Source organism: Streptomyces sp. NPDC054794, assembly GCF_053611585.1.
The window spans coordinates 46,199-67,703 of record NZ_JBSHAQ010000034.1 but is presented as its reverse complement, the minus strand read 5'-3'; the positions used below and the strand labels follow the sequence as shown (position 1 = coordinate 67,703).

Here is a 21,505-nt window from a genome sequence, read left to right as displayed (position 1 = left end):
CATGCTTCGTCTCGCGATACAGATGGTCCGGCACCGGATCACCGCGCTGATCGCCGTGGCCTGCGCGGTCCTCGGCGGCGCGGCTCTGATCACCGGCACCGGCGTCCTGGCCGAGTCCGGCCTGCGCTCCCACCTGCCCGTCGGCCGCCTCGCAGGCGCGGACGTCGTCGTGGCGGCCGACCAGGAGTTCCATCCGTCCGGGGACCTGCCGATCGCGCTCCCGGAGCGACGTACGGTCCCGGCCCGCCTGGTCGGCGAACTGGCCGACCTGCCGGGCGTCACCGCCACGGTCGGCGACATCGGCTTCCCCGCCGCGCTTGTCGATGCCCGCGGGCGTGTCGTGGCGACCGGGGCTCCCCAGGCGTCGGGGCACGGCTGGTCCTCCACGAAGCTGCTGGACGGTGCGCATGTGAACGGCAGCGGGCCGGCCGGTTCCGGTGAGGTCGCAGTGGACACTGCCACCGCCGCCGCGGCGGGGGTGAAGGTGGGCGACCGGGTCCAGGTCGTCGCCAATGCCCGGCCCGCCGCCGGTTACCGGGTCTCGGCGGTCGTCGACGCGCCGGGCGCGGGTGTCTTCTTCGCCGATACGACGGCCGTACGACTCTCAGGGCGGGACGGCGGCTCGCGCGCCGGAACCATCGACCTGATCGGCCTCCGCGCCGCATCCGGCTCCGCGGAACAGGTCGCCGCCGAGGTCCGTACGAAGCTGAAGGGCACCGGCCTCAAGACGGTCACCGGTGCGGGCCGCGGGGACCTGGTGTCCCCCGGAGCGGGCGCGTCCCGCTCCCTCCTGATCCTCCTCGCCGGTTCGCTCGCCGGGATCATCCTGCTGATCACCGGGTTCGTGATGGCGAGCGCGCTGGCCGTGTCGATCGCCGGGCAGCGCCGGGACCTGGCGCTGATGCGAGCCGTCGGTGCAACTCCCAAGCAGATCAGACGACTTGCCGCCGCCCAGTCGAGCGTCGTCGCGGCCGTGGCCCTCGTACCCGGTGTCGCACTCGGCTATCTGCTGGCGGGCCAGTTTCGGGGGCTGTTGGCGGACCGCGGGGTCGTTCCGTCCGAACTCCCGCTCACCCTCAGCCCGTTGCCCGCCCTCGCGACGATCCTGTTGATGGTCCTGGCCGTGCAGGTCTCGGCCCGCGGCTCGGCGTGGCGCACCTCGCGGATGCCGGCCACCGAGGCGGTCGCCGAATCGCGCAGCGAGCCGCGCAATCCGTCGCGGACCCGGACCCGTATCGGCCTGCTGATCATCGTCGCCGCGACCACCATGTCGGTCCTGCCGCTCTTCTCCCGCACAGTCCTCGGCGCTACGGCCACGTCCATGGCGGGCATTCTCGGCGCGATCGGCCTGGCCCTGTCCGGCCCGGCGCTGGTACGGGGCATCGGGAACGCCGCGGCCCGGCGCGCCCGGTCCGGCGTCTCCGCCCCGACCTGGCTGGCCATGGCCAACGTCCGCGCCTACGCCCTGCGCAACGCGGGGATCGTCAGCACCCTGGCCATGGCGGTCGTGTTCGTCCTGACGTACACCCTCACCCAGACCACCGTGCTGGCCGCCACCGCGCACGACACCCACACCGGCACCCTCGCCCAGCAGCGGCTGAGTGCGCCGGGCCTGGGCGGACTGCCCGCCGGGACGCTCGCCGACGTACGGAAGACCGCTGGGGTACGGGCGGCCGTCCCCGTCAGTGACACCACCGCCATCTGGACGTACGACATGTTCGGCGACCCGGAGACCGAGTCCGGCTCGGCGATGATCCTCACCCCGGACGCGTCCGACCTCCTCGACCTCGACGTACGCGACGGCAGCCTGGACCGTCTCACCGGCGCCACCGTCGCCGTCAGCAGCGACGTCGCGCGCTCGCGCTCCGCGTCGGTGGGCCATGGAGTCCGTCTTGTCCTCGGCGACGGCGCGAAGGTCGACGCCAAGGTGGTCGCCGTCTACGCCCGCGGCCTCGGCTTCGGCACGGTGGTTCTCTCCCACGACCTGGCGGCCAGCCACACCACGACGGGGCTCGACCAGAGCATCCTGATCCGCACGGACGGAACGGCGACCGCCCGGCAGGCCCTGACGACCCTCGCCGCGTCCCACCCGGGCCTGGCACTCGAAGACACCAACCTGGCCTCCGGAGACGGCCTGAAGGACGCGCCGCCGGAGGTGTGGATCAACCTGGCCACGATCGTGGTCCTGCTCGTCTACCTCCTGCTCAACATCGCCAACAAGCTCGTCGCCGCCACCGCCCAGCGCCGGGTCGAACTGGGGGCCCTCCGCCTGAACGGCACGACCCCTCGCCAGATCCGCGCCATGATGCGCCGCGAGGCAGCGGTAACGGCAGCCACCGCGCTGACCGCGGCCCTACTGCTCTCTGCCGTGCCCCTCGCCCTCCTGGGCCAGGGCTTCCTCGACCGCCCCTGGCCCGCCGGCCCGGTGTGGCTGCTGCCCGCCCTCGCCCTGACGGTCACCGTCACGGCGTTCCTCACCATCGAACTCCCCACCCGGCAGGCCTTGCGCACACCGCCCGCGGACGCCATCCGTGCCCAGTGAGCGCGCCTCCCCAGACGCGGTCAGCCCGCCAAGGCGATCCACACAGCGAAGACCAGGAAGACGATGCCGCCGAAGAACAGGAACACCACCGGCCCGTCGTGTGCCGCCACATGAGCACGCGAGCCGTCTGCGGGTCGTGCGACAGATACACCACTCCCACCTCCCGCCCCGTCGCCAGCCCCATCCCGCTCCCCCGGGCTCGCGGTGAGAATTCCACCCGGTACCCGCGATGCTCGGTGAGGGCGATGACCGGCACCCATGTCGGCCCGTCGGAGTCGTGGGTCCGCACGTTGTCGACCACGACACCTGCGTCCGCATCCCGTGCTGCCGCGACCGCCGTACCACCACGGTCTCCCGCAGCATGGCCGCAAAGAGCAGCATGGCGGCCGCCCCGCACGCCAGAGCACCGATGGGCATACCGCTACCTTCTGCTCGGGCACGCCGCTCACGCCTCTTCGAGCCGCGGACGCAAGAGACGCACTGATCTGGTGTTCAGTTGCGGCCTCCGCCGGGGTTGCCCGACTCTACCCGGCAGTACGGGTAACAGGCTTTGACTGCCCGGAGTCGACGTCGGTGGCGCCACCTCCGGCGCCACCGGGAGAGCGGCGGCCGGCGGTCACGGCGCTCAGGGCGAGTACGGCCAGCCCGCACCCGGCGGTGATCCACCGGGCCGCCGCCCTCGACCCGGCGGCGACCACGGCGCCGATCACCGCGATGCCGATCGCGGAGCCGACCTGTCGGCTGGTCGCGGCCACCGCGGCGGCCACCCCCGCCCGGTCGCGCGGCAGGCCGGCGACCGCAGTGTCGGTGATCGGCGCGTTGACGAAGCCGAAGCCGAGGCCGAACAACGTGTAGGCCAAGGCCAGTAGCGTGCACGAGGGGTGGATGGAGCGGGTGACGAGCATCGCCGGCACACCGCTGGCAGTGATACCGGCCCCGGCGATCAACAGCGGCACCCGCGGGCCCCGACTGCCCACGATCCGCCCGGACAGCGGCGGGCACACCAGCGACAGCGCCGCCATCGGCAGCAACCGCAGCCCTGCCTCCAGCGGGCTGAGCCCCAACTCACTTTGCAAATAGAGGGCGTTGGAGAAGAGGAAGCCGCCGAGTGCGGCGAACGCGAAGACGGCTGTCAGGGTGGCTCCGCTGAACGGCGGGCTGCGGAAGAGCCGCGGATCGATCAGCGGTTCGGCGCACCGGTTCCCGTACGGCACGAGCCCGGTGAAGGCGCCCGCCGCGGCGATGAGGCAGGCCGCGATCAGCGGGGAGGTCCAGCCCTCGCCGGGCCCTTCGATGACGGCGTACGTCAGCGCGCCGAGCAGGACGATCACCAGCAGCTGCCCCACTGGGTCCGCGCCGGGCCCGTGCCGCACGCGACTCCGGGACGACCAGCGCGGTGAGGACGAGCGCGGTGAGCCCGATCGGTACGTTCAGCCAGAACACCGACAGCCACCCGACCGACTGCACCGGTGATCGCCGCGATCATCACACGGCCCGAGACGGTGCCCAGGAGGCCCGGTATCCGTTTCGGCCTTATCGACCAGGCGCTCGTCACTCTGGAGGACACGCTGGGGGCGGCGGATCCGGAGGCGTTCGCGCAACTCAAGCGGGACCTCGCGGTGGTGGTCGGCGCGGAGGCCCTGTTCACCCTCACCGACCTCTGCGGGCTCACTCCCGACGAGGCCGTCACCAGCGCCGTACGGACTGCGACGACGCTGACCGAAGCGGCGGTTCGAACGGCCGGTTGAGGCGTATGCGCCGACGGAGGTACAGCCTGCTGTACCTCCACTTGGGGGGCGCACGGCAATGATCCGCGGACGCCTGACTGGTGTGCTGAACACGTCACGTCAGCCAGCATCCGAAGGGACACCGCGGTGAGCATCCAAGCCCCCGTCAGCATCGAGAACCGACCGGCACATACGGGCTCCGGCCTGCGGGGCAGCATCCGCCGCCGCCCCCTGCCCTGGTTCTTCTCGCTGGCCTACCTGCTGAGTTGGATTGCCTGGACGCCGTACATCCTGTCCGAGAACGGCGTGGGCGTCTTGCACTTCGGCTTCCCCGGGGTCGGCGGGACCACCCAGCTCCTCGGCGTCCTGCCCGGCGCCTACCTCGGCCCGATCACGGCGGCACTCCTCGTCACGGGGATCACCGAGGGACGCCGCGGACTGCGGGCCTGGCGCGGGCGGATGACCAAGTTCAAGGTCGGCTGGCGCTGGTACCTCGTAGTGCTGCTCTCGGTGCCCGCCACGCTGACCCTCGCCTCGGTCGCACTGTCCGACCACGGCCCCGCGGTGCCGCCCGCCGCGGTCCTTGCCGCGTTCCTGCCCGGCCTGATTTTGCAGATGATCACAACCGGCCTCGCCGAGGAGCCCGGCTGGCGCGAGTTCGCCATGCCCCGCCTGCAGCGCCGTTACGGCCCGCTGCTCGGCACCCTCGTCGTCGGCCCGCTGTGGGGTGCCTGGCACCTGCCGCTGTTCCTGACCGAGTGGGGTGGGCCGCACGTCACCTGGACCACGCCACTGGAGTTCATCGCCACCACGATCGCCTTCAGCTTTGTCATGACGTGGGTGTTCAACCGCACCGGCGAGAGCCTGCCGCTGGCCATGCTGCTGCACTGCGGGGTCAACAACTACTTCTCCCTGGCCTGGTCCGACATGTTCCCGTCCCTGCCCGACGGATACGCCGCCCACGCCTTCCTGCTCAGCTCCACCGCCGCGGCCGCCGTCCTGCTGATCGCCACCCGCGGCCGGCTGGGCTGCCCGCCGGTGCGCGACGCCCACGTACTGCCGGGGCGGACGGCCTGACCCCCGCGGTCCGCCGGACCGAGGCACCCGAGATGGCATGTGACCACGGTGGTCATGTGCCATCGGCCGTGCTCCCGGCGGGCGTTCAGCCGGCGCCGGACCGTCCGTGTGAGAGGAACGCGGGACTTTTCACAACAACGGTCTCCCAAAAGCGGTTTGGCAACAGAGGTGGGGAACATGGCGGTTCTGGTACTGGTGGTGGTCGTCGTCGGCGGGTGAGTCTATGTGGTGTGGGCGGCGCGGGGCGGACCCCGCTGGGTGCGAGTCGTGGGTGCCTTGACAGGACACGAACCACGACCGGCTCACTCTTGGCAGGGCCGCTGCTCGCCCGGATCTGCGAAAGCCATGACCCGTCACGGAACTGCTTGACGACCGGCAGCACGCGGTTGGCGGGCACCCGCCACAGCAGATCGGCGCCGGTGGCGGCGAATGCCGGCCACAACGGGACACCGAGGAACTCACGGTCGGCCAGGACGAGCCGGCCCGGGCCGACCGACCGCGGCAGACGGCCGACCAGGGTGACTTCCCCGGTGCGGCAGCCCGCGAGTTCGGCATCCAGCACCGCATGGCCGCCCACCTCCACAGGAAGAGCTGTTCGGCTCTGGGATCGAGTCCCAGGCCCGTGAGGGTCCGGCCGCGTCCACGTTCGCCGCAAGCCCGAGCAAGCGCCGTGTTTCGTCGTTGGCCAGGAGCAAAGATCATGTAACGCGGACGGGATCACGTGCCATTCACCTGCATATCCACCTGAGGGAGAGCCGACCGCGGCGCACCTGCGGCCGGCGCAGACGCGCCACCACTGGTGATGGAACGGCTACGGCTACATACAGGGGTCGGATTCCGCCACCTCCCGGTTGTCAAGTGAGGGGATGCGCCCCTGCGTCGTCCGCGAAGTCCGCGGCGATCGCGCGCACCTTGCGCTGCTCTTTGCGGGCGAGGGTGACGAGCAGTTGGAAGGCGGTGGCCTCGTCGCAGCCGCGGCGGGCCATGAGCATGCCCTTGGCGCGCTCGATCACGGAGCGGGCCTCCACGGCCTCTTTGAGCTGGCGGTTCTCGACTCTGAGCGCTTCCACGTCATCGATCAGGGCGAGAACCGCGCGCATCGCATCCATGAGGGTTGCGATGTGGTCCCGGGCCGCCGTGGGAGCGGCGCTGTTCGGTCCGTCGGAAGACATGAGGGCCATGCTTGTCGCGGAATCACAGGTTCAGCAGAGCGTCTGTGAAGAATGCGGAGACTTTCACCTCTGCGTAATCAAGGCGTATATCTGCCTACGTTTGACCGGGACGGATGGTGCAGGGCGGCACAGATGTGACGCCATGCCAGCGAAGCACGTAAACATCAGGCTAACTGCCAGCTTGTTCGGGACGAATCCCGGGCGAACTGTGCGAGCCCGCTGCTAGCCTCTGGCATCCGCTCCTGACCGTGGAGCCGGTACGTCCTTCCGTACCTCTGGCACGTCCCGCACCTCCCCACGCCGCGTCGAGACCGTACGTCCGCGAGGGTCACCGCTCGCTCCTCCGCCCGTGTCCTCGGGCGGTCTCGGTGTCCGTCGCGCCGCTGAGCCGACGGCACGCGTTCTGGGGGGACTCCATGACGCACATGATCCATTCCCGTACGGCTGCCCAGGAGGGCACGCCTACAGCTGGCAGGGAACTCGGCGGGGGTGACGGCGACGGCGCCGCGCCCCGGCTGACCGTCCTCGTGCCGACCCGCGACGAGCAGGAGAGTATCCCGCTGCTGCTGAACCGGCTCGGCCCCGCGGTCGCCGCACTCGGGGCCGAGATTCTCTTCGTGGACGACAGCGACGACGGCACGGTCGACGAGATCGCCGCCGTCGCCCCGGCATCTCCCGTGCCGGTCCGGCTCCTGCACCGGCCGCAGGGCCTGCGCGGCGGCGGGCTGTCCGGTGCCGTCGTGGCGGGGACCCGGGCCGCGCGCGGCGCCTGGGTGCTGGTCATGGACGCCGATCTCCAGCATCCACCGCAGGCGGCCGCCCTGCTGGCCAGGACCGCGATGCGGGAGGGCGTCGACATCGCTGTCGGCACCCGGTACGCCGGCACCGGTCAGTCCGAGGGGCTCTCGGGCGCCGGCCGACAGGCCACCTCGTCGTCCGCAACCCGCCTGGTCAAGGCCGCCTTTCCGCGCCGCCTAGCCACCGTCAGCGATCCGCTCAGCGGGTTGTTCGCCTTCCGCCGGGACGCGATCGACACGGACCGGCTACGGCCCGTCGGCTTCAAGATCCTCCTGGAGATCCTGGTCCGCCATCCGGCGGCCCGCGTCGCCGAGGTCGCCTACACCTTCGGCCCCCGGGAGGCGGGCCGGTCCAAGGCCTCGGTCAGGGAAGGCCTCGCCTTCGTACGGCATGTCGCGCGGCTGCGTCGGGGGGTGGCCGGCGGGCAGCGGCAGCTGATCCGCATGACCGCCTTCGGGCTCGTAGGAGCGTCCGGGATCGCCGTCAACACGACCGCGCTATGGCTGTTCTTCAATGTGCTCGGGGTGCACCACCTGGTCGGGGCGGCACTGGCGACCCAGTTCTCCACCACCTGGAACTTCGTGCTCACCGATGCCGCCGTCTACCGGAACGGTCAGCGCAAGGGCACCTGGTACGGGCGCGCCGGCCGCTTCTTCGCCATGAACAACCTGCTGCTCTTCGCCCGGCTACCCCTGCTGCAGTGGCTGGTGGTCGCCGGCATGGGCGTGCTCACCGCCAACGCGCTCACCCTCGTGCTGCTCTTCCTCCTGCGCTTCCTGATCAGCGACCGCATGATCTACAGCGGCGGCGAGAAGCAGGTCCAGCGGCGCGATCCCGTGAAGATGCTGGTCGACACGGACTCTCCGGTGCCGCCCGTGAGCAAGAAGCGGTCCATGTACCTGCCGTATCGCTACGACGTCGCCGGCACCGTCACCATCGGCTCCCAGATCCGACTGCCCGAGCTGGAGTTCTTCCGCGCGCAGTGGATTCCGGACGCGGACGTGGACATCGCTGTACGGGTCGGGGACGTCGGGCGGCGCAGGCCGCGGGGGCGGGCCAAGCTGACCGAGGACCGCAGCGCGTCGGCAGCGCTGCGCTACGAGGAGCATCTGGGCCGCTTCGGCGCCAACTTCCGGGTCCGGCTGGGCCCGCCGATCACCGTCGAGGTCGGCCCGCTGCTCGCCCGCTCGCCGCATGTGGTGTACACGAACGTGGTCGAGGCGCTGCTGCGGTTCGTGCTGATCTCGCGCGGGCGGATGCTGCTCCACTCCGCCTGCATCGAACTGGACGGACGGGGCGTGATGTTGTCGGCGCTCACGGACACCGGCAAGACGGCGACCGTGCTGCGGCTGCTGCGCGAGCACGGCGGGCGGTTCCTGTCGGACGACATGACCGTCGTCGACGCGACCGGGCTGGCCGTGTGCTTCCCGAAGCCGCTCACCATCAGTGCGCACACGCTGCGTGCCGTGCAGGCCGAGGACCTTACGAGGAAGGAGTGGAGGCGGCTCAACATCCAGTCGAGGCTGCACAGCAAGGGCGGCCGGTCGATCGCGCTCATGCTGTCCCGATTCAACCTGCCCATCATGGGCATCAACGCGCTCACGCAGATCCTGGTGCCGCCGCCGAAGTACAACGTCGACCGGCTCGTGCCGTGCCGGCTCGGGTCAAGCACCGAGGTGAGGGACCTGTTCGTGATCGAGCGCGGGGCGCCGGATCTGTACGACCTCGATGCCGACGTGGCCCTGGAACGGATGCTGGTCAATACCGAGGACGCGTACGGCTTCCCGCCGTACCGCCATCTCGCGCCCGCCCTGTACATCGACGGTCTCGACCACGTCCAACTGCGCGCCCGTGAGCGGGAGATACTCGCCGGATTCCTCTCCGGGGTCCGTACGCGGGTGATCGCGTCGGACCGCTTCGGGTGGGCCGACGAGATCCCGCGGCTGCTGGCGGGCGAGGGCCAACGGCCGCCGGTGAGCAGCGCCGAGGCCTGGCCCCGGTGGGGCCTGCAGCCCAGCTCGGCCGCATGACCGACCGCTCCGTGCTCCCCTCGGGAGCATCCCGTACCGCCCCGGCGCCGGCCCCCTCCGGCGCCGGGGTACGGGCCGTGATGCCACTGGCCCTGATCCTTCTCGTCGCGGCGTTCCTGCGACTGTGGCAGCTGACCGCGACCGGGTTCAACAGCGACGAGGCGGTGTACACGGGTACGGCGGCCTCGCTCGCCGGGGACGGCCGACTGGGGTCGCTCTTCCCGGTGTTCAGGGCTCACCCGGTGCTGTTCCAGTCGCTGGTCTCGCTCGCGCTGCGCATCCACGAGAGCGACTGGGCGGCGCGTGTGGTGCCGGCGCTGCTCGGGGTGGTGACGGTGGCACTGACGTACGGGCTGGGGCGCAGGCTGCACGGGCGGCGGGCCGCGCTCGTCGGCGCGCTGCTGCTGGCCGTGATGCCGTACCACGTCGTCGTCAGCCGACAGGTGCTCCTCGACGGACCGATGACGCTGTGCGCGACCGCGGCGCTGTACTGCGTCGTGCGGTACGCGGAATCCCACGCCCCGCGCTGGCTGTTGGCGGCCGGTGGCATGCTCGGGTTCACGGTCCTGGCCAAGGAGACGTCGATCGTCCTCCTGGGATCGCTCTACGCGTTCTTCGCGCTGACCCCGGCCGTGCGCACCCGCTGGTGGCACCTGCTGCCCGCGCTCGGGGTGGTCGGGGTGGTGGCCCTCGCGCATCCACTGTCGCAGTTGCTTGCCGGGCATGCGCGAACGGGTGGCAGCTATCTGCTGTGGCAGATGTTCCGCCGCGCCAACCATCCTTATTACTTCTACGGCCGTGAAGTTCCGTGGGCCGTCGGCCCGTTGGTGGTTGTGGCGGCCGTCGCCGGGCTGGTGTGGCTGCGGCGTGAGAACACCTGGCGGGAGCGGCTGCTGGTGTGCTGGGTGGTCGTGCCCGCGCTGTTCTTCACGGTGTGGCCGGTGAAGGGCTTCCAGTATCTGCTGCCCGCGGCACCGGTGTTCGCGGTGCTGGCCGGACGGACGCTCACCTCGTTCCCGCGCGTGGTGCGGGCGCAGCGCCTCGCGGCTGCCGCGGCGATCTGGCTGGTGGTGGGCTCGTTGGCCCTTCCGTCCTGGGTGCGCATCCAACCCCAGACAAGCACCCGGTTCCTGGCCGGGACCGGCGGACTGCCGGGCGGGCGGGAGGCCGGGCAATGGGTGCGGACGTACGCGCCGGAGGGTGCGCGGCTGCTGGCCATCGGGCCGTCGATGGCCAACGTGGTGCAGTACTACGGTCTGCGTCCGGTCTCCGCGCTGTCCGTCTCGCCCGATCCGGCCCGCCGCAACCCCAGCTACCGCGCGGTCCCGAATCCGGACCGGGCGCTGCGGGACGGCGACTTCCAGTACCTGGTGTGGGACGCGTACACAGCCCGCCGTACGCAGTTCTTCACCCGCAAATTGGCGGTACTGGTGAAGCATTACCACGGGCATGCGGTGTTCACGGCGCGCAATGCGAGCGGGGTGAAGGTGGTCGTGATCTACCGAGTGAGGCCGTCATGAGGGTTGTGCTCGTCGCGTTGCTCCTCCTGCTGGCGGGCGCCGGACCGGCTACGGCGTCAACTCCACGTACCCGTACGCCCATTGAGCACCTTGTCTATCTCATGCAGGGCGACCGTACCTTCGACCACTACTTCGGCACCTATCCGGGTGTCGACGGTCTGACGCAGGGGGACCGACAGGAGGTCGATCCTGCGCACCCGGCCGCCGGCGCCGTCGCACCGTACCCGCTGCACGGCTCGGGACCGGTCTCCCCCGGTGCCGGACCCCGCCTGGTGCAGCGGCAGTTCGACGGCGGGCGGATGGACTCCTTCGTCTCCGCCTTCGAGCGGCAAGGCCGGGACGGGCGGGTGGCGATGGGCTACTACGACCGCCGCGACCTGCCCTTCTACTGGAACGCGGCGGACCACTACGAACTCTTCGACCACTTCTTCGCCTCCTCCCTGGGCGGCACCCGCACCAACCGCGCCCATTGGGTGGCGGGCACCTCGGACCTGAATGGCCCCACGATCTTCGACCGGCTCCAACAGGCCGGTGTCAGCTGGAAGTTCTATGTCCAGAACTACGACCCGAAGCAGACCTACCGCTCGTCCGACGCCCTCACGACCCAGACCGTACGCGTCCCGCTCCTCGACATCCCGCGCTTCGCAGACGGCCCGAAGCTCAACTCGCACATCGCCGACCTCGGCGAGTACTACCGGGACCTGGAGCGCGGCACGCTGCCGGCGGTGGCGTACATCGCGTCGTCGGGCGCGGGCGAGCGGTCGGCACGCTCGGTACCAGCCGGACAGCGCTTGGTGCGAGAGCTGACTTCGCAGCTGATGGTCAGTCACTACTGGTCCTCGTGCGCCCTGTTGTGGTCATACGATGGTTCCGGCGGCTGGTACGACCATGTGAAGCCGCCGTCCGGCCGGGGGCTGCGCGTGCCCGCAGTGCTGGTCAGTCCGTACGCGCCACAAGGCGCCGTGCAGCACGGGCAGTTCGAGGCGGCCAGTGCGCTGCGATTCGTGGTCGAGAACTGGGGGCTGCGGCCGCTCGGCGGGCGTACGACCGGGGCACACAGTCTTGCCGACGCCTTCGACTTCGGGGCGCCCCCACGACAGGCGGAACTCATTCCCGCCGATGCCCGAGCGGCGGCCCTTCCTGTGGCGCGGCGCCCATCGCCCGCGCCTGTGTACACGGTGTACGGCGTGGCGTCGGCGGTGGTGGCCGGGTTGCTGTGGGGGGCGGTGAGGCCGAAATGGCGTACATCCTGAGGCTGTTGGTGTTCTCCGGGGTCGTCATGGCTGGCCTGGCTCCGACGCGGGCCGCCGCGGTGATGCCCGTCACCGTCACCGTGCGGACGACACCCCAACTCGCCGGTGTCCGCTTCGTGTTCGACGGACAGACGGCGACGACCGGCGCGGACGGCACGGCGCAGTTCACCGGCGCGCACGATTTCGCCGGACACACCCTGTCCGTCGACGACGCCGGACTGACCTCACCACAGAGGCAGTTCACCTTTGCACGGTGGACCGGGCAGCGCGATCCCGACCAGGCGTTCAGGCGTACGGTCGAGGGGCTGCCGCTCCGGGCGGACTACACGGTGACGGCGGCTTTCACCGCGCGGTACCGGGTGACCGTGCGCTGTGTGGACCAGGAAGGCAGGGCGGTACCCCGGGACCGGGTGCCGTATCTGAGCGTGCGCAGCGATACCGGGGACACCCAGCGGCTGCCCGTGGGCCGACCGGTGTGGCTGGACGGGCTGTTGCCCGTGTACCGCAAGAGCGTGCTGACCTCGCGGACGGTCGGCTATGCCCTTCAGTCGGCGGACGCCTACGGGGCGAACACGGTGGACGCGGGGCGCCAGCGTTTTCGGCCTGCATTGGATCGTGAGGTCGCCTTTGTCACGCCGTTCCACGATCTGACGGTCTCGGCGCGCGATGCGGTGTTCGGATCGGCGGCGGGGCGGACCGCACGGATCAGGCTGCCGGACGGGTCGGTACGCGAGGTGCCGTTCGGCGCGGACCGGTCGGCGACACTGCGGGATCTGCCCCACGGACAGTATGAGGTCGAAGTGACGGGCAGTCAGGGACTGCGCGCGACCCGGCAGATCCGGCTGTCGCAGACACAGAGTGTGCAGGTACGGGTCGTCAGCCGCGCCGATCTCGCCGTGGTCGTGGGTGTGTTGGCCCTGTTGACCGCCGGACTGCTGGTGATCGGGCGGAGACTGCGCAGACGGTTGGGTGGTGAGGGGTGAGGAGAGCCGGACTGCTGGCCGTGTTGGCGCTGGTGCTGGCCGGGTTGTTCCCGGCCTCCGCCACCTCGATGGAGGGGCGGCGAGTGCCGCTGCTCGCGTACTACTACCAATGGTTCGAGGAGTCCTCGTGGCAGCGGGCGAAGACCGACTACCCGCGCCTGGGCCGCTATTCGAGCGACGACGCCTCCGTGATCCGTACGCACATCGACTGGGCACGGTCCGCGGGGATCGATGGCTTCGTGGTGAGCTGGAAGTCCGGTGCCGCCAACAACCGCCGTCTGCAGCTGCTGTTGGACGTGGCACAGGAACGGAACTTCAAGGTGGCGGTCATCTATCAGGGACTCGACTTCCACCGGCGACCGTTGGAGACCGCCCGGGTCGCGGCCGACTTCCGTCTCCTGCACGACCGTTACGCCTACCACCCGGCGTTCTTCCGGCTCGGCGGCAAACCGCTCACCGTGTTCAGCGGCACCTGGGAGTATTCGACCGCGGACGTCGCGCGGATCACCGGACCTGTGCGCAAGCAGATGCTGGTGCTCGACACGGAGAAAAACCCGACGGGGATCCGCAGGCTGGACCAAGTCACCGACGGGGACGCCTACTACTGGTCGTCGGTGAATCCGGACACCAACGACCGTCATGAGACCAAGCTGCGAGACATGGCCGACACTGTGCACCGGGCGAAGGGTTACTGGATGGCACCGTTCGCGCCGGGCTTCGACGCCCGGCTGGTGGGCGGCACGAAGGCCGTCCCCCGCGACGGTGGCCGGACACTCCGCACCGAGTACGCGGCCGCCATGGCCTCGCGCCCGGATGTGCTCGGACTGATCAGCTGGAACGAGTTCAGCGAGAACTCACATGTGGAACCGTCGGTGGAGCACGGCACACAGGCACTCGACGCCCTGCGCCGGCTGCGGAACGTCCCCGCCTCGGCCGCCCCCTCGGTACATCCCTCGCGAGCCGCCCGCCATGACCCCCTCGGCTACTGGCCGGGCCTGCTACGCCTCGCCGGCAGCGCGCTGCTGCTGGTGGGCGCGGTCACCGGCCTGACCCGGTTGAGGGGGATCAGAAGGAGAAGGGAAGGAAGAACATGACCAGAAGAGGCACCTCCAAGAAGCTCAAGAACCTACGCAACGCCGTATCGGCCCTCGCCCTTGGGGCAGGTACGGCGCTGTCGTTCGCGCCCGCTGCCCACGCCGATCTCCCGGGCGTGGACGCTCAGTTGACGCGTGCGCCGTATCTCTCGGACGCCACGACGACATCGGTCCAGGTGAGCTGGGCGACCACCACACAGAGCCGCGGGTCGGTGCGCTACGGTCCGATCGGCAACTGCGCCGCCACTGCAGCGACTTCGGCGCCCCTGGGCAGCCCCATCACCGTCGGCACCACCCGCGAGTACGCCAACTCGGTGGCGCTGACGGGCCTGAGCGCGAATACCGGCTACTGCTACCGCGTGTACACCGCCTCCGGCACCGACCTGCTCGCCACCCTGGCGACACCGAGCTTCACCACCCCCGACTCGGCGACCTCCACCGCCCCCTTCACCTTCGACGTGCTCGGCGACACCGGCGAGACCACGAACGCCGGGGTCGACGACGGTTCCCTGAACGTGAACCAAGCGAACGTGATGAGCCAGATCGCGTCCAGCGGGGCTCGCTTCGTCGTCCAGACCGGCGACAACACCCACCCGGGCACCTCGCAGACGCAGTACGGTGACCTCAACCAGACGGGCGCGCAGGTGAGTTCGTGGTTCGGGCCGTCGTACTGGACGCAGCCCGGCATGCGCATCCCGCTCATCGGCACGGTCGGCAACCACAGCATGACGGCCACCTATCTGTCGGTGTGGAAGCAGTCGGCGCTGGCGGCCGCGTCCGGCGGGGTGTGGGGCATGGTCGACTACCCGTCGTATCTGAACTCGAGCGCGACCAGCTATCCGACGTCGTACTACGCCTTCACCACGGGCGGCGCTCGCTTCTACATGTTGGACGCGGCCTGGGGGAACTCCAACACCGGTGACGCGACGGGCGGTTCGTGCGGGTCGCACTGTGCGATCTACGAGCAGGACGCGCACGCCCACTGGCAGGACGGGGAGGCCGAGTATGAGTGGCTGAAGGCCGATCTGGCCGCCCATCCGAGCGGGCCGAAGTTCGCGTTCTTCCACTTCCCGCTGCGCTCCGACAGCGCGAGCGAGCCCAGCGACGCCTTCCTCTCGAATGTCGAGCAGACCCTGCTCGGCGGCGGTGTGGACCTCGTCTTCAACGGCCACTCGCACCTCTACCAGCGCAACAGCGCCGGCCCCGGCCGGATCGTCTCGTATGTCACCGGGGGCGGCGGCGCCGATGTGCACTCCGTGGGTGAGAAAGGCTGCTCGGCCACCGACGCCTATGGAATCGGCTGGTCGTACAGCCGCAATCGTGGCTCGGCCTGCGGGGCCGGCACGGTGCCGACCGACGACGCGCAGGTCTACCACTTCCTGAAAGTGACCGTGCGGGGGACCTCGGTGACGGTCGCGCCGACCGACTCGCTGGGGCATACCTTCGACGTGCAGACCTACACGGTCACTCCGTGAGCACCAGCGCCTGCAGGGCCCGTACGAGTGATGCAGCCGTGCTGTTGATTTCGCGGTCCTCGTTTCGACCCCAACGTTCATATGGCGCAGGAAGTAATTGTGGTTGTCCCCGTACCTCCGGCCCTGGTTCTTGTTGTCGCTCCCCTGTTGGCCGGTGCGCTTGCAGGGCGGTACTGCCATCGCCTCCGTCCCGGTGCTCGACCGAGGGCATGACCTCGCGGTGGGCAGCGCCGTAGGAGCGGAGCTTGTCGGTGACGATCACCCGGGGCACGGAGCGAGTCTTCTTCATGAGTTTTCGGAAGAAGCGCCTGGCCGCAGGCTCGTCGCGGCGCTTCTGCAGCAGGACGCCGAGCACATTGCCTCCCACGTCACCTCGATGCCGCGCTCGAGCATCAGCTCCTCGACATCGCGCAGCTCAGGCTGAACCGGTGGTACAGCCATACGCAGCGGGAGATGATCTCCGGCGGGAAGCGGAAGCTCCGGTACGACGGCGTGTCCACGAGCAGCCCTCCAGCGATCCGAACAGACGGATGACCACGCCACCGGAGAGGGCTCCCACTCAACCTGACAATGCTCATCGCGGAGTTCGTCGCGGCTCATCGGTCCGGCCAGCACGGTACCGTCCTGCAGCGCGGCGGTCAGTGCGGGACTGCGGCGCAGTGGCCGAGGAAGTCCGCTGTCGCATCTCAGCCCCTGCGGCCTCACCGCGGGACCGGCTCGATCCGTCTCATACGCTGAGCGCCGCCCGTACCGTCTGCTCTGCCCTCGTTCCCCCCTCGCCGGAGGAGGTCACCCGGCCCGCCTCCAGGACGTAGTAGTGCTGGGCGGCGCGCATGGCGAAGCCGACGTGCTGTTCGACGAGGAGGACGGACAGTCCGCCGCGCCGGGCGAGGGCCAGGATCGTCTCCTCGATCTCCGCGACGACGGACGGCTGGATGCCCTCGGTCGGTTCGTCGAGCAGCAGCAGCCGTGGCCGGGTGACCAGGGCGCGGGCGATGGCGAGTTGCTGGCGTTGGCCGCCGGAGAGCAGTCCGGCGCGGCGACCGGACAACTCCCGTAGGACCGGGAAGATGTCCAGCGCCTCGGCGATGGCCTCCTTGCCGTGGCGGCGTCCGTCGGCGACGAGTTGGAGGTTCTCGGCGGTGGTGAGGTGCGAGAAGGACTGCTGGCCCTGCGGCACGTACGCCATGCCGCGGGCTACCCGCTGGTGCGGGGTGAGGCGGGTGATGTCCTCGCCGTCGAGCCGAATGGTCCCGACGGTCGGCTTGAGCAGTCCCATGGCCGCGCGCAGGAGGGTGCTCTTGCCTGCGCCGTTGTGGCCGAGAACAGCCGCGACGCCGTCCTTCGGGACCGTGACGGTCACTCCGTGCAGCACTGTGGTGCGGTCGTAGCCCGCCCGGACGGTGTTGATCTGCAGCATCGGTGTCACGCCTCCTCGGCGACGGGTACGGCATCGGGCTCGGGTTCGGAGGCGCGTCCGAGGTAGACCTCCTGGACCTTGCTGTCGGCCTGGACCTCGGCGACCGAGCCCTCGCTGAGGACCTTGCCGGCGTGCAGGACGCTGACACTGCGGGCGAAGGAGCGCATGAAGTCCATGTCGTGCTCGATGACGACGACCGTGCGGTCCGCGCTGACGCGTTGCAGCAGTTCTCCGGTGGCCTCGCGTTCGTCGTGGCTCATGCCGGCGACCGGCTCGTCGAGCAGCAGCAGCTTCACGTCCTGGACGAGCAGCATGGCGATCTCCAGCCACTGTTTCTGGCCGTGGGCCAGCACACCCGCCGGGCGGTCGTACAGGTCGGTCAGGCCGGTGGTCTCGAGCGCCTTCCTCACCGGCTCGGGTATGCCCTTGCGGCGGCGGAACAGGGTGAGCGGGCCTCGTTGCGCGCCCGCCGCGATGTCGAGGTTCTGCAGGACGGTCAATTCCTCGAAAACGGTTGCGGTCTGGAACGTGCGGCCGATACCCATGCGGGCGATGCGGTGCACGGGCTTGCCGAGGAGTTCCTCCCCTCCGAAGCGGACCAATCCAGTGGCCTTCACCAGGCCGGTGACCGCGTCGACCAGGGTGGTCTTGCCTGCGCCGTTCGGGCCGATCAGGAATCGCAGGTCGCCTGGACCGATATCCAGGTCCACGCCGTCGACGGCAGTGAAGCCGTCGAAGGTCACGCGCAGGTCGCGGACGGTCAGTCCCTCGCCGCTCATACTGTCTCTCCAGTCGTACGGTTACGGATGCGGCGCCTGCGCACGACGCCCAGGGACGCGAGGCCGCCGGGCAGGAAGCCGACCGCCACGACGAAGAGCAGGCCCTGGAGATACGTCCATGCGGAGGGGAAGGCGTCCGACAGCGTGCTCTGCGCCCAGGCCACAGCGATCGCGCCGAGCACCGCGCCCACCAGTGAGGCCCGGCCGCCGACCGCCGCGCCGATGACGAAGCCGATGGACGGCACGATCCCGATCAGCGCAGGCGAGATGATCCCGACCGCCGGGACGAAGAGGGCGCCGGCCAGACCCGCCATTCCCGCCGCGATCACGTACGCCACGAGCTTGACGTTGGCCGGGTTGTAGCCGAGGAAGCGCACACGTTCCTCGGAGTCACGTACGGCGATGAGGAGTTCGCCGTAGCGGCTGACGAACAGTTGGCGTGCACCGGCCATCAGCAGGAGCAGCACGGCGGCGATGATGAAGTACACCATCCGCTGGTTGACCGGGTCGTCCAGCGAGTATCCGAAGAAGCCCTGGATGTCGGTGAGGCCGTTCGTGCCGCCGGTGGTGGCCTGCTGGCCGATCAGCCAGATCGACAGGGCGGCGGCCAGGGCCTGGCTCAGGATCGCGAAGTAGGCGCCCTTCACCCGGCGTTGGAACACGAAGAAGCCGAGCAGCGCGGCGACCGCCATGGGCAGCAGTACTGTCATGGCGAGCGCGAAGGCCGGGTTGGCGAAGGGCTTCCACCACCAGGGCAGCGTGTCGCCGGTGCCGTACAGTTGCATGAAGTCGGGCAACGTCTCGCCGGTCGCGGCGGCGTCGGTGAGCTTGAGGTGCATGGCCATGGCGTAGCCGCCGAGGCCGAAGAAGACGCCCTGGCCAAGCACCATGAGCCCGCCCCGGCCCCAGGCGAGGCTGACGCCGACGGCCACGATCGCGTAGCACAGGTACTTCGCGAGGAGCGAGAGGCGGAAGTCGGAGAGGGCGAGCGGGGCGACGCCGAGGAGGAGGACGGCGCCGAGGGCGAAGCCGGCAGGCACACGGAAGCGTTCCAACAGCGGTGCGGACGCCGGGGTCACATGGGTGGGGGTAGTTGTCGTCATGCCAGGCTCCGGGTGCGCAGCGTGTACAGGCCCTGGGGTCGCCACTGGAGGAAAGCGACGATCGCCACGAGCACGATGACCTTCGCGACGCTGACGGTCGTGGAGTACTCGAGGACGGACTGGAGCACCCCGAGCGCGAACGCGGTGATCACGCTGCCCTTGAGCTGGCCGATGCCGCCCACGACGACGACCAAGAAGGCGTCGACGACGTAGTTGATGCCCATCGTCGGGCCGATCGGGCCGACGAGGGTGAGCGCGACGCCGGCCACACCCGCGAGGCCCGAGCCGATGAAGAAGGTAATGCGGTCGACCCGGCCGGTGGCAATGCCTGACACCTCGGCGAGGTCGCGGTTCTGCACGACGGCCCGGATGCGTCGGCCGAGCGGGGTGAGCCGCAGGATCAGTGTGAGGGCGAGGACGCAGAGCAGGGCCAGGCCGAGGATGAACAAGCGGCTGTTGGCGAAGGTGATGCCGCCGCCCAGGGAGATGTTGCCGGTGAGCAGGTCCGGGGCATGGGTCTGCACGTTGGGGGCGCCGAAGATGTCACGGGCCAGTTGCTGGAGCATCAGGGAGACGCCCCAGGTGACCAGCAGGGTGTCGAGCGGCCGCGGGTAAAGGCGCCGGATGAGCAGCCATTCCAGAAGCGCCCCCATGGCACCGGCGACGAGGAAGGCCACGGGCAGGGCGACGAGCAGCGAGACTCCGGCGCTGCTGATGGACTTCTGCAGGACATACGTCGTGTAGGCCCCGGCCATGATGAACTCGCCGTGCGCCATGTTGATCACGCCCATCTGCCCGAAGGTCAGGGTCAGACCGAGCGCGATGAGCAGGAGCACGGCACCGATGCTGATGCCGGTGAAGGACTGGTTGAGGATGACCGTCATGAAGGGGCTCCGGGTCGGGGACGGAGGTGCGGGCGCGGGGCGGACCCGGCCTGTGAAGAGGCCGGGTCACACCACGAGGGGGCTGGGGATCAGGACAGGCCGGAGGCCCAGTCGTAGCCCTTCAGGTACGGGTCAGGCTTGATCGGGCCGCCCGAGTTCCACACTTCGGTGATCAGCCCGTCCGCACCGACCTTGCCGATCCGGGCCGTCTTGTAGACGTGCTGGGTGGCGCCGTCAACGGTTACCTTGCCCTCGGGGGCCTCGAACGTGATGCCGTCGGAGGCCGCCTTGACCTTTGCGACGTCGAAGGAACCCGCCTTCTCGACCATGGCCTTCCACAGGTAGACGGAGATGTAGGCGGCCTCCATCGGGTCGCTGGTCGGCTTGCCCTTGCCGTACTCGGCCTGGTACGCCGCCACGAACTTGGTATTGGCCGCGCCGGGCGTGGTCTCGTAGTAGTTCCACGCGGTCAGCTGACCCGCGAGGTACTGGGTACCGATGCTCTTCACCTCCTCCTCGGCGATGGAGACGGACAGCACCGGCATGCTCTTCGCGGTCAGTCCGGAGGACTTGTACTCCTTGAAGAAGGCAACGTTGCTGTCGCCGTTGAGGGTGTTGAACACGGCATCCGCGCCGGAGTCCTTGACCTTGTTGACGATGGTGCCGAACTCCGTGGAGCCGAGCGGCGCGTAGTCCTCGCCGACCACCGTCATGCCCTTGGCCTTCGCGTACGCCTTGATGATCTTGTTGGCGGTGCGCGGGAAGACGTAGTCGCTGCCGACCAGGTAGAGCTTGGTCAGGCCCTGCTTCTTGAGGTAGTCAAGGGCGGGGACGATCTGCTGGTTGGTGGTGGCGCCGACGTAGAAGATGTACGGGGACTGCTCCAGGCCCTCGTACTGCACCGGGTAGAAGAGCGGCGACCTGTACCGCTCGAAGACGGGCTTGACGGCCTTGCGGCTGGCCGAGGTCCAGCAGCCGAAGGTAGCCGCGACCTTGTCGTCCTTGATCAGGGTCTCGGCCTTCTCCGCGAAGGTCGGCCAGTCGGAGGCGCCGTCTTGACTCACGGGCTTGAGCTTCTTGCCCAGTACACCCCCGGCGGCGTTGATCTCCTTGATGGCGAGCAGCAGCGCGTTGTGAACCGTGACCTCGCTGATGGCCATCGTGCCCGACAGCGAGTTGAGCAGACCGACCTTGACGGTGCCGCCGGAGGTGTCGGCCTTGGCTGCGGAGTCCGATGACGTGTCACTGCCCGTCTTGGCGCCGCAGGCGCTGAGGGCCGCGGACGCGCCGGCCGCCGAAATGCCGGCCAACAAGCCACGTCTGCTGATGCTGAGCCCGGACATACAAAACCTCCATGCCCCGAAGGGCGGTGCGAAGAGAGCGGAACGACTCTGGGGAGGGAATGGACGGAGCGCGCTTCAGAGGCGGCGGCGTTTGTCGCACGGATCGCCAGCCGAATCGGGGTGCCGTCCGGGCTGGTCGCTGAAGTGCGTCCACAGCCTGCGAGCAAACTGTTTCCGGCGCGTTGCGGCGTAGTTGAAGAACAGTTTCTGATGGAAGTAAAGAATGACCGGCCACATGACAAATGCGCTGGGGAGATGGACAGTTGGCTGGTATCTCGACCGCGGCAATTAATGCTTCCTGCGGA

The 21,505-nt window shown here is 69.6% G+C and carries 15 protein-coding genes and 2 pseudogenes; 9 read left to right on the top strand and 8 right to left on the bottom strand.

The features are described from left to right. The first annotated feature begins 1 nt into the window (after window position 1). Window positions 2–2,542, top strand: a complete 2,541-nt coding sequence (locus tag ACWGKT_RS30855; RefSeq protein WP_453276262.1) for an FtsX-like permease family protein — start codon at window positions 2–4, stop codon at window positions 2,540–2,542. A gap of 524 nt (window positions 2,543–3,066) precedes the next feature. Here the strand turns inward: ACWGKT_RS30855 and ACWGKT_RS30850 are convergent. Continuing rightward, a pseudogene (locus ACWGKT_RS30850) lies at window positions 3,067–4,009 on the bottom strand (MFS transporter); the annotation flags it as partial. Window positions 4,010–4,011: 2 nt separating this feature from the next. Here ACWGKT_RS30850 and ACWGKT_RS30845 point away from each other — a divergent pair. Both ACWGKT_RS30845 and ACWGKT_RS30840 read left to right on the top strand, forming a co-directional pair. Beyond that, entirely contained in the window at window positions 4,012–4,290 is a 279-nt protein-coding gene (locus ACWGKT_RS30845; protein ID WP_453276261.1) for a hypothetical protein, read from the top strand. 126 nt (window positions 4,291–4,416) lie between these two features. Then, window positions 4,417–5,346 (top strand): CPBP family intramembrane glutamic endopeptidase, encoded by a 930-nt coding sequence (locus tag ACWGKT_RS30840; protein ID WP_453276260.1) that lies wholly within the window; start codon window positions 4,417–4,419, stop codon window positions 5,344–5,346. An 854-nt stretch (window positions 5,347–6,200) separates the two neighbouring features. Here the strand turns inward: ACWGKT_RS30840 and ACWGKT_RS30835 are convergent. Beyond that, window positions 6,201–6,518 (bottom strand): ANTAR domain-containing protein, encoded by a 318-nt coding sequence (locus ACWGKT_RS30835; RefSeq protein WP_316756197.1) that lies wholly within the window; start codon window positions 6,516–6,518, stop codon window positions 6,201–6,203. A 416-nt stretch (window positions 6,519–6,934) separates the two neighbouring features. On the opposite strand from ACWGKT_RS30835, the gene ACWGKT_RS30830 reads away from it, so the two are divergent. The 6 genes from ACWGKT_RS30830 to ACWGKT_RS30805 are packed head-to-tail and all read left to right on the top strand — an operon-like array spanning window position 6,935 to window position 15,671. Further along, window positions 6,935–9,346 carry a glycosyltransferase gene (locus ACWGKT_RS30830; RefSeq protein WP_453276259.1) on the top strand — a complete coding sequence of 804 codons (2,412 nt, stop codon included), beginning with the start codon at window positions 6,935–6,937 and terminating at the stop codon, window positions 9,344–9,346. Continuing rightward, window positions 9,343–10,866, top strand: coding sequence for an ArnT family glycosyltransferase (locus ACWGKT_RS30825; RefSeq protein WP_453276258.1), 1,524 nt, complete (start codon window positions 9,343–9,345; stop codon window positions 10,864–10,866). Before ACWGKT_RS30830 ends, ACWGKT_RS30825 begins: the two co-directional genes overlap by 4 nt. Then, window positions 10,863–12,119, top strand: coding sequence for an alkaline phosphatase family protein (locus ACWGKT_RS30820; protein WP_453276257.1), 1,257 nt, complete (start codon window positions 10,863–10,865; stop codon window positions 12,117–12,119). The genes ACWGKT_RS30825 and ACWGKT_RS30820 overlap by 4 nt, the downstream gene beginning before the upstream one ends. Next, entirely contained in the window at window positions 12,104–13,102 is a 999-nt protein-coding gene (locus tag ACWGKT_RS30815) for a hypothetical protein (RefSeq protein ID WP_453276256.1), read from the top strand. Before ACWGKT_RS30820 ends, ACWGKT_RS30815 begins: the two co-directional genes overlap by 16 nt. Further along, window positions 13,099–14,196, top strand: a complete 1,098-nt coding sequence (locus ACWGKT_RS30810; RefSeq protein WP_453276255.1) for an endo-1,3-alpha-glucanase family glycosylhydrolase — start codon at window positions 13,099–13,101, stop codon at window positions 14,194–14,196. Before ACWGKT_RS30815 ends, ACWGKT_RS30810 begins: the two co-directional genes overlap by 4 nt. Next, complete coding sequence (locus tag ACWGKT_RS30805) at window positions 14,193–15,671, top strand: fibronectin type III domain-containing protein (RefSeq protein ID WP_453276254.1); 1,479 nt, start codon at window positions 14,193–14,195, stop codon at window positions 15,669–15,671. The genes ACWGKT_RS30810 and ACWGKT_RS30805 overlap by 4 nt, the downstream gene beginning before the upstream one ends. Window positions 15,672–15,801: 130 nt before the next feature. Here ACWGKT_RS30805 and ACWGKT_RS30800 read toward each other — a convergent pair. The 6 genes and pseudogenes from ACWGKT_RS30800 to urtA form a co-directional block, all read right to left on the bottom strand. Then, window positions 15,802–16,171: pseudogene (locus ACWGKT_RS30800) on the bottom strand (DDE-type integrase/transposase/recombinase); the annotation flags it as partial. Between the two features lie 227 nt (window positions 16,172–16,398). After that, the gene (gene urtE / locus ACWGKT_RS30795; RefSeq protein ID WP_453276253.1) at window positions 16,399–17,091 is read right to left on the bottom strand and encodes an urea ABC transporter ATP-binding subunit UrtE; all 693 of its coding nucleotides are present in this window, start codon (window positions 17,089–17,091) and stop codon (window positions 16,399–16,401) included. Between the two features lie 5 nt (window positions 17,092–17,096). Continuing rightward, window positions 17,097–17,870: an urea ABC transporter ATP-binding protein UrtD gene (gene urtD, locus ACWGKT_RS30790; RefSeq protein ID WP_356155327.1), complete on the bottom strand. Its 774-nt coding sequence runs from the start codon at window positions 17,868–17,870 to the stop codon at window positions 17,097–17,099. Then, entirely contained in the window at window positions 17,867–18,973 is a 1,107-nt protein-coding gene (gene urtC, locus ACWGKT_RS30785; protein ID WP_453276252.1) for an urea ABC transporter permease subunit UrtC, read from the bottom strand. Before urtC ends, urtD begins: the two co-directional genes overlap by 4 nt. After that, window positions 18,970–19,857, bottom strand: a complete 888-nt coding sequence (gene urtB / locus ACWGKT_RS30780; protein ID WP_453276251.1) for an urea ABC transporter permease subunit UrtB — start codon at window positions 19,855–19,857, stop codon at window positions 18,970–18,972. The genes urtC and urtB overlap by 4 nt, the downstream gene beginning before the upstream one ends. Window positions 19,858–19,946: 89 nt before the next feature. After that, window positions 19,947–21,200 carry an urea ABC transporter substrate-binding protein gene (gene urtA, locus ACWGKT_RS30775; RefSeq protein WP_453276250.1) on the bottom strand — a complete coding sequence of 418 codons (1,254 nt, stop codon included), beginning with the start codon at window positions 21,198–21,200 and terminating at the stop codon, window positions 19,947–19,949. Between the last annotated feature and the right edge of the window lie 305 nt (window positions 21,201–21,505).

Bases quoted from the DNA above. Each gene is read 5' to 3' on its own strand.
- ACWGKT_RS30855 (WP_453276262.1), top strand. From the start codon at position 2: ATGCTTCGTCTCGCGATACAGATGGTCCGGCACCGGATCACCGCGCTG.
- ACWGKT_RS30835 (WP_316756197.1), bottom strand. From the start codon at position 6,518: ATGTCTTCCGACGGACCGAACAGCGCCGCTCCCACGGCGGCCCGGGAC.
- ACWGKT_RS30830 (WP_453276259.1), top strand. From the start codon at position 6,935: ATGACGCACATGATCCATTCCCGTACGGCTGCCCAGGAGGGCACGCCT.
- ACWGKT_RS30825 (WP_453276258.1), top strand. From the start codon at position 9,343: ATGACCGACCGCTCCGTGCTCCCCTCGGGAGCATCCCGTACCGCCCCG.
- ACWGKT_RS30820 (WP_453276257.1), top strand. From the start codon at position 10,863: ATGAGGGTTGTGCTCGTCGCGTTGCTCCTCCTGCTGGCGGGCGCCGGA.
- ACWGKT_RS30815 (WP_453276256.1), top strand. From the start codon at position 12,104: ATGGCGTACATCCTGAGGCTGTTGGTGTTCTCCGGGGTCGTCATGGCT.
- ACWGKT_RS30805 (WP_453276254.1), top strand. From the start codon at position 14,193: ATGACCAGAAGAGGCACCTCCAAGAAGCTCAAGAACCTACGCAACGCC.
- urtE (WP_453276253.1), bottom strand. From the start codon at position 17,091: ATGCTGCAGATCAACACCGTCCGGGCGGGCTACGACCGCACCACAGTG.
- urtD (WP_356155327.1), bottom strand. From the start codon at position 17,870: ATGAGCGGCGAGGGACTGACCGTCCGCGACCTGCGCGTGACCTTCGAC.
- urtC (WP_453276252.1), bottom strand. From the start codon at position 18,973: ATGACGACAACTACCCCCACCCATGTGACCCCGGCGTCCGCACCGCTG.
- urtB (WP_453276251.1), bottom strand. From the start codon at position 19,857: ATGACGGTCATCCTCAACCAGTCCTTCACCGGCATCAGCATCGGTGCC.
- urtA (WP_453276250.1), bottom strand. From the start codon at position 21,200: ATGTCCGGGCTCAGCATCAGCAGACGTGGCTTGTTGGCCGGCATTTCG.